This is a genomic window from Chryseobacterium sp. SIMBA_029 (assembly GCF_046535275.1).
Classification (GTDB): domain Bacteria; phylum Bacteroidota; class Bacteroidia; order Flavobacteriales; family Weeksellaceae; genus Chryseobacterium.
Genome location: NZ_JAWRXA010000646.1, coordinates 1 through 250, shown reverse-complemented (window position 1 = coordinate 250; position 250 = coordinate 1). Strand labels below are relative to the sequence as shown.

Genomic DNA, 250 nt, shown 5'->3' with positions numbered 1-250 from the left:
AAGTTCAACTCCTGCGTGGAGACTGAGTATTTGTCGAGCGGGTACTCGATGGATTCGATGTCCGACCGCAAAAGGGCGCTGGCCTTGGTTGGTGTGATGGCGGCATCGGGTTGGGCCGAACCGAGGCCGCACCCCGTGAGCAAGGTTGCCACGAGGGCGGCTACGGCGAGAAAGTGGCGACGCTGCATGTTCTCTGAGCTAGATGGACAAGCTCGAGATAATGTCCGAGTAGGTGTAGGGCCAGTGGCCG

The 250-nt window shown here is 60.0% G+C and carries 1 protein-coding gene; it reads right to left on the bottom strand.

The window, feature by feature from the left end; translation table 11 throughout:
• Nucleotides 1-188 (bottom strand): hypothetical protein (locus SB679_RS25560; RefSeq protein ID WP_410705169.1); only part of this gene is annotated, 188 nt, incomplete at its 3' end.
• Nucleotides 189-250 lie beyond the last annotated feature (62 nt).